General features: G+C 56.2%; 4 protein-coding genes and 3 pseudogenes. 4 read left to right on the forward strand and 3 right to left on the reverse strand.

Annotation, left to right across the window (positions count from 1 at the left end; all coding sequences use genetic code 11):
- Positions 1-7 precede the first annotated feature (7 nt).
- Entirely contained in the window at positions 8-1,198 is a 1,191-nt protein-coding gene (locus J8I87_RS35640) for an FAD-dependent monooxygenase (RefSeq protein WP_209937011.1), read from the forward strand.
- Between the two features lie 40 nt (positions 1,199-1,238).
- Positions 1,239-1,412 (forward strand): annotated as a pseudogene (locus J8I87_RS35645) (CoA transferase); the annotation flags it as partial.
- 72 nt (positions 1,413-1,484) lie between these two features.
- Here J8I87_RS35645 and J8I87_RS35650 read toward each other — a convergent pair.
- A complete protein-coding gene (locus J8I87_RS35650) occupies positions 1,485-3,029 on the reverse strand; it encodes a PAS domain-containing methyl-accepting chemotaxis protein (protein WP_209937012.1) in 1,545 nt (514 codons plus the stop codon).
- Between the two features lie 705 nt (positions 3,030-3,734).
- On the opposite strand from J8I87_RS35650, the gene J8I87_RS35655 reads away from it, so the two are divergent.
- On the forward strand, positions 3,735-4,805 hold the full coding sequence (locus J8I87_RS35655) for a porin (protein WP_209937013.1): 1,071 nt from the start codon (positions 3,735-3,737) through the stop codon (positions 4,803-4,805).
- Positions 4,806-5,028: 223 nt separating this feature from the next.
- On the opposite strand, the pseudogene J8I87_RS35660 reads toward J8I87_RS35655, so the two are convergent.
- Together J8I87_RS35660 and J8I87_RS35665 are read right to left on the reverse strand one after the other, a co-directional pair.
- A pseudogene (locus J8I87_RS35660) lies at positions 5,029-5,208 on the reverse strand (integrase core domain-containing protein); the annotation flags it as partial.
- 128 nt (positions 5,209-5,336) lie between these two features.
- Positions 5,337-6,410 carry an iron-containing alcohol dehydrogenase gene (locus J8I87_RS35665; RefSeq protein ID WP_209937014.1) on the reverse strand — a complete coding sequence of 358 codons (1,074 nt, stop codon included), beginning with the start codon at positions 6,408-6,410 and terminating at the stop codon, positions 5,337-5,339.
- A gap of 428 nt (positions 6,411-6,838) precedes the next feature.
- Between J8I87_RS35665 and J8I87_RS35670 the strand changes: the two are divergent.
- A pseudogene (locus J8I87_RS35670) lies at positions 6,839-7,127 on the forward strand (nuclear transport factor 2 family protein); the annotation flags it as partial.

Consider the following 7,127-nt stretch of genomic DNA (forward strand, 5'->3'; position numbering starts at 1 on the left):
AAAATTCATGCGTATCTTGATAGCAGGTGGTGGAATCGGGGGCCTTGCCGCAGCAGTCGCGTTGCTGCAGCGAGGGATCGACGTCGACGTCTACGAACGGGCACCCGAGTTGCGGGAAGTCGGCGCGGGTATCCAGATCAGTCCGAACGGAAATGCAGTGCTCGACTCGCTCGGCGTGTTCGAGCAGTTGAGGTCCCTCTCCTGCGATCCGGCGCGCAAGGAGTTTCGACTCTGGAACACGGGCAAGCCCTGGCCCATGTTCAGCCTCGGCAAGTCCGTGATCGAGCGCTATGGTTATCCTTACCTGACCGTTTACCGGCCGGATCTGCATCAGACGCTGGCCGATCGCGTACGCGCGCTGAAGGCCGATGCGATTCATCTCGACAGCGTGGTGACCGGTTGCGAGCAAAACGACAGCAGCGCGACCTTGATCCTGCAAAACGGCCAGCGCGTCCCGGGGGACGCGTTGATCGGCGCCGACGGTGTGCGTTCGGTCGTCCGCAACGCATTGTGGCCCGATACCGACGCGGCGTTCTCCGGCATGGTGACGTGGCGGGCGTTGATCCCGATGACGAGTTTGCCCGAGCATATGCGCGAATCCGTCGGGTCGACGTGGATCGGACCGGGCGGCCATGCAGTCAATTACCCGCTGCATCGTGCCGAAATCATGAATTTCGCTGCCACGATCGAAGGCAAACGCTGGACCGCTCAAGCGAGCTTCGAACAAGGCACCGTCGAAGAATGCCTCGACGATTTCAAAGGTTGGCACGAGGACGTGCAAACCATGATCAAGCTGGCGCCGAATCTGCTGAAGTGGGGGCTGATGAAACGCGAGCCGATCCCGCAATGGACACAGTCGCGCATTTCGCTGCTCGGCGATGCCGCACACGTGACGTTGCCGTTCCTCGCCCAGGGTGCAGTCCACGCCATCGAGGATGGCATGGTACTGGCGCGTTGCCTCGCGGGTGCGGAGCCGTTAGACATTCCGGCGGCGCTGTTGCGTTACGAACATGCACGAATCGAACGCACAAGCCGGATGGTGCGTGGCGCGACGGACAACACCGAGCGCTTCCACAGTCCAGAACTCGCGACTGAAGCTTCGGCGGCCCAATACCTGGAACGGGAATGGAGTGCCGCGCCGATAGCCGAGCGCTACGACTGGCTCTATTCGTACAACGCTAATACCGTCGGGATCTAGTTAGGACCCTCATCAGCAGCAATCTACTGACGGCGTCAGCGTGCTCGATCTGACCAACGTGCTGGCCGGCCCGTTCGCCGGCTATCAGCTCGCATTGCTCGGCGCTGACGTCATCAAGGTCGAGACACCGGACACCGGCGACCTCGCACGCCAGCTCGGCGCGGACACCGCGCTGAACCGGCGCGGGATGGGTACGTCCTTTCTCGCGCAGAATGCCGACGCTCGCCCCGCAGTTGCACGATTCTCCATTCGGTTTGCTAAAGCTGCCGCTTACTAACAAGCACACTTACCGAAACACGTTCACCGCATCGACTAGACGCGTCGCCTGCTGCTTCAGGCTTGCAGACGCCGCCGTGTTTTGCTCGACGAGCGCCGCGTTCTGCTGTGTAACGTTGTCGAGATGTGCCACTGCCCGATCCACTTGCGCGACACCCATGCTCTGCTCCGCCGTCGAAGAGCTGATTTTGGCGATCAGATCCGACACCCGCTTCACCTGGGCAACGATGTCCTCCATCGTCTTACCTGCATCGGCGACGAGTCGCGCACCCGATTCCACTCGTTCAACGCTCGCGCCAATAAGCGTCTTGATTTCGTTCGCCGCGTTCCCACTACGCTGCGCCAACGCCCGCACCTCGCCCGCGACGACGGCGAAGCCGCGCCCCTCATCGCCCGCACGCGCCGCCTCGACGGCCGCATTAAGCGCCAGGATGTTGGTCTGGAATGCGATCCCGTCGATCATGCTGATGATGTCCGAGATTTTGCGCGAGCTTTCGGTGATGTCGTTCATTGTGTTGACGACCTCGCTCACTGCCTGCCCGCCACGCTCGGCCGCGTCGCTTGCCAACATCGAAAGCTGGCTCGCCAACACCGCCGCCTCAGCGTTACTCGACACGGTAGCGGTCATCTGCGCCATCGACGCTGCAGTCTCCTGCACGCTCGTGGCTGCCTGCTCGGTGCGCACGCTCAGGTCGCTGTTGCCTTGCGCAATGTCGCTGCTCGCACGTTGCACGTTAAGTACCTGCTCGCTGACATCGTCGACGAGCCATCTGAACATCATGCCAAGCTGGTTGATCGCACGCAGCGTCATGCCGATCTCGTCGACCCGGTTCATCCGCATTCGGCTGCGGTTCTCACCCGTCGCGACGGCCAGTGCCTGGTTGCGTAGCTGCTTCATTGGGCCGGCGATTTGTGTATCGAGCCAGACTACAGCCGCCGCCGTGAGCGCACAGGTCATGCCGGTGAACACTCCGAGCCCGCCGCCTGTGAGGCCACAAGTCCACCCAGCACCGATCACGAGCGGCGTCAGCACGAGTAGTGCTGCGTGAAGCCGCCACCGCACCGACATCGTCTGCAACAACGACGTAAAGCCAAACAGCCCCTTGCGAACCACCATCCCCTTGTGAAAATGCCTCTTGCCTGCGCTGCCTTCGCGAAACACACGGTACAATTTCTCGGCCGCAGCAATCTCGTCGCGCGACGGCTTCGTACGCACCGAGAGAAAGCCCCGCGCCTCACCATCGCGCACCACGGACACAGCGTTCGCGTGTACCCAGTAGTGGTCGCCATTCTTGTGCCGAGTCTTCACAAGCGCGGTCCACGGTTCCCCTGTCTTGAGTGTCGCCCACATATCGGCGAACACCTCCTTCGGCATGTCCGGATGGCTGACGATACTGAGCGGCTGCCCCTCGATTTCCTCGCTTGAAAATCCGCTAACCTGAATGAATGCTGCATTCGCGTATTTGACATAACCGTTCGCGTCGGTTGTCGACATCAACGTTGCGTCGTCGGGAATCTCGAATTCGCGTTGCGTTAAGGATTGGTTGTTGAGCACGACGCAAGGCTCCGTCGGGGCGCACGCGGCGCCCGGTTAAGGTTTAAAGAGTATGGCCGACCCGTACCAAAGAGCGAAAGATACTGGTCAATGATCTTGGCCCGCCGCATGACCTGCTCGGACGCAACTCTCGCCGCGAAAGCCGCCTGTCAACGTATCGATATCTAGAAGATTCTGGACTGAGTATCGCATCAGTGATTCAGAGCAGCTTCTGAACACACTGTCCTGTCGTAGGTGAAAACCATGCATTTGATGGATCAGAGCCAGCCATCTCGCCCAATACTTGGCATCGTTGGTTTTCTATCCAGTGCGCAAAGATGGTGGGCAAGATCTCCGATGCTCGTCATTACAGATACAAATTAACCCGTCACCCTACCCCTTGTGACACAAAGTTCTCTCAGCGCCTCGGCACGGTGGCTAGGCCAAGATGGGATCTGATCGCACCAACCGTCCAAATTTCTGGAATGTGCGTGCAAGAAACTCCGACACTGCAACGTCGACAGTGCGTTTAAGTCCTGTCACTATCCGTCAAAGTCGAAAAACCTATTCAGCCACGTCGCGTTCTTAAATAACTTCGATCGAATTCGGCGATGTCGGTCCAGACCTGCTACTTCGCATCCCTAATTGGCTAGCTGGCCAACAAACTTATCTTAAAGCATCAGTCATAAAAGCAGCATTTACCAATAGGTTAAGGAGATACCGTTAATGAAAAAGGTTTGCACGATCGCATTTTTGTCGGCCACGGCGATCACTTCCCACGCACAGACAAGCGTAACAATGTATGGTCGAATCAATGCCGATATCGAATACATTCAAGGACTTCCAAGCAGCGCAGGAGGTACGTCACGCTGGAAAATGGGCAGCGCCAATGCGGCAAACAGCTACTGGGGCATACGAGGTAGCGAAGATATCGGCAGCGGTATCAAGATCGCCTTCCGATTGGAATCAGACTTCAATACACAGAATGGCGGATTGACGTTTCCAACACAGATCTTTAGTCGCTGGGCGACGATAGGCGCATCCAACCCGCAGTGGGGCACGTTGCTTGCGGGGCGTCAGTTCGCGATTCCAAACAACGTTTGGGACTTTGACCCGTTTAAGCAAACCGTATGGTCGTCCGCTTCACTGGTACATGGGCGAAACTGGCCCTTCACGAACAACAGCATCTCTTACCAATCCCCAAACATTGCGGGGTTTGACGTCTACGGTCAATACTCTCTATCGAATGCGACCAGTTGGAACGGAAACGGAACCACCTCGCAAGGGCGAGGTGACGGAATTCAGCTGACTTATACTTCGGCTCTGTTTCAGGTTCGTGGTATCTACGATGAGATTCGCAACCCGCAGAACGGCGCACTCGACGATGTCTATCAGTTTTCCCGTGAATATTTTATTGGAGCGAATGTCTTCCTCGGAAGTGTGAAACTGTCCGCGGCCTATCAGACCTCGCACGCGAGTCAGGTCGTTCCGGCTGCGCCGACTGTTACCCGCCTGGGTTGGGCCGGACTTACATGGCAGGCAACATCTGCAGCCCAACTCCAAGCAGCGGTGTATCACGTGAATGCGAATGCAGGTAGCGGAAATGCCACATTGTATGCACTTGGAGGTACCTACAACCTGTCCAAACGCACCTCCTTCTACACGGAATTTGCTACGGCGAGGAATAGCAGCAGTGGGACGTTTGGACTTGAGGCACTTCCTGTCGGAAATCCCGATGCTCCACTGCCTGGGCACAGTCAGTCAGGTTTCTTCGCTGGTATCACGCACTACTTCTGATCTTGCCGTCTGACCCGAACTACGTTCCGGTCAACGGTCGCGATGGCGACCGCGAATGGTCGCGCTCGCTGTCGCAGCCGCAGGGCAAACGGTCGCCCCTGCTGGAGGCAGCGACGGCGAGCCCACTTCTAGTGGTGCCTTCGCGCCCCGGAGTGACAAGTGGCACTGTGTGGCGAGCAAATGCTCACGCACCACACCTCTGGACGGTGCATGAACGTCGCGCCAGGCATTCGTCGCGGAACTTGCCGTTGAACGATTCGATGTACGCATTCTGCGTCGGCTTGCCGGCTTGAATCAACTTCAGGGTGACGCCGCTCGCATACGCCCATTGGTCGAGCGCGAGGCTCGTGAACTCGGGGCCCCTGGTCTGTCGCACCGCCTCCGGATAGCCGCGGAAGTGGGCTCCGTTTCAGTGCTCTTCAATTCATAAAAAAAGGGAGCAACATTGCTCCCCAATACGACATCCGGTAAGCCGCTCGCTGTAACCCCCCCCCCCCGGTGTCGACTCCTACGTCGTACTTGCGGGAACGCTTACCGCACCAATTCACCCGCGAAAGCCTGCTGGATGATTGATCGAATATCCGCCTCCCCAACTTCACGGGGATTGGCGATCGCTCCGCGCATCGCAAGTTGAACCGCCTCCTCGATGCCGTCCTTCGAGAAGCCGACATCTTTCAACGAAGCCGGTGCCCCGAGGCTAGTCGAAAATGCCGCCATGCCGGCCCACAGCGTTTGATTAGGGAACAGATCCGTCAGCGATTTCAACACCGGTGTGTGATCGAAGTTGAACGCTATAGAGTACGGAAGCACAATGGTATGTACCTCTGCATGAGGCAATCCAAACGATCCCCCTAACACATGGCATATCCGGTGATGCAATCCCATACCGACCTGAGAGAGCACTTCTCCACAGAGCCATGAACCCGTGAATGCGTCGATTGTCCAAGCTTCTTTGTTATCTCTCTTTCGCAGACCAGCAATCATCTTCCGGATGCCCGTTTCAGCCAGGGAAACCGTTAGCGGATTTGCCTCCGGCGCATACATAGCTTCAACAGCATGCGCGACTGCGTTAATCCCACTACATACGGCGACTGAATCAGGCAAAGTGTTAAGCAAAGATGGATCGTAGATCACTGTCCGCGGAAGAACAGCGTTGTCGAACACCCCTCGCTTGAACCCATCGGAACTGATACCGAAGTTTGGAGTTACCTCGGAACCAGAGAAATTGGTTGGAATCGCAAGAATCGATACACCAATTTTATGGCTGATAGCTTTGGCTGTATCAAGAGAAGAACCTCCCCCGAACGCTATGATTCCATCAGCCCGGATTTCCTCGGCGAACCGGATACCCTTTTCAACGACATGCTCCGGAACATGTGGAACAACTTCGGTAAATGTGTACAGGGAAATTCCCGGCATGCTACGTACGATGAGCCCCTGAAGCAGAGTCTCATTCCCTGGAGTAGTCACCAACAAAATCCGTTCAAATCCGAGTGCAGCCAGCTCGGTTGTCAGTACGTCCGAAATCGGCCGCCCGAACACCACCCGATGACTCCGTTGTTCGAGAACAAAGCTGCCCGACGGCCTTACAAGTCGCTCTTCCATATGCCTATCTCTTTGATCAGGTTTAAATCGTCCACTTCACTTGAGGACATACATCCATCGCCTCCTACCCATCGATATCACTCAGCAGGCAATAATCCATTTCGCTGAGAACTCACCTTGCGGGGTATATCGCAGTAGAGCTTACGGCCATATAGGCAGGAGAATGTCGCTTCCATGTATAAAACAGAACCGGTTTCCAAAGTATCGCATCAGCAAAAGTCGTCTGAAAGAAAAAGTGTGTTCAATCTTTTGGACGCATCGTCCCAATAAACTTCCCGCACGTGTCATCACTGTTCCGGTACCATGAGCATGCTAAACAACCTTCCTCTGAACCGCTCGGCGCTCTCTTGGATTTTATGAAGTCCCTGACCAAGTGCTTCTATAAGTCTAAACTGAATATCATAGACATCAATCTTCTGGAGACGGAAATGGCAGCTGAAAATTCTCATTACAAGATGACCAAAGAAGAGAAAAAAGAAATCGTTATGCAATACATGAGGGGTGTCGATCAAGGATTGGACATCAGTCATCTCTTCGCAGAACATGCTGAAGTCTGCTTTCCCAAATGGGGTATCGCTGCGGGTCGCGACGAAATCATGCAGATGTTCACCGATATTGGAACAATCCTCGGCTCCCTTAAGGAAGATGTTCAAAACACAGTCGGCGACGCCGACCTGATGACGTATGTATCGCCAAGTGAAATCAATGAGACGAAAC

The sequence above is a fragment of the Paraburkholderia sp. LEh10 genome (assembly GCF_017814945.1).
Classification (GTDB): domain Bacteria; phylum Pseudomonadota; class Gammaproteobacteria; order Burkholderiales; family Burkholderiaceae; genus Paraburkholderia.

What these genes read in the sequence shown, in the direction of transcription:
- J8I87_RS35640 (WP_209937011.1), top strand. Translation starts at nt 8, where the DNA reads ATGCGTATCTTGATAGCAGGTGGTGGAATCGGGGGCCTTGCCGCAGCA.
- J8I87_RS35655 (WP_209937013.1), top strand. Translation starts at nt 3,735, where the DNA reads ATGAAAAAGGTTTGCACGATCGCATTTTTGTCGGCCACGGCGATCACT.
- J8I87_RS35665 (WP_209937014.1), bottom strand. Translation starts at nt 6,410, where the DNA reads ATGGAAGAGCGACTTGTAAGGCCGTCGGGCAGCTTTGTTCTCGAACAA.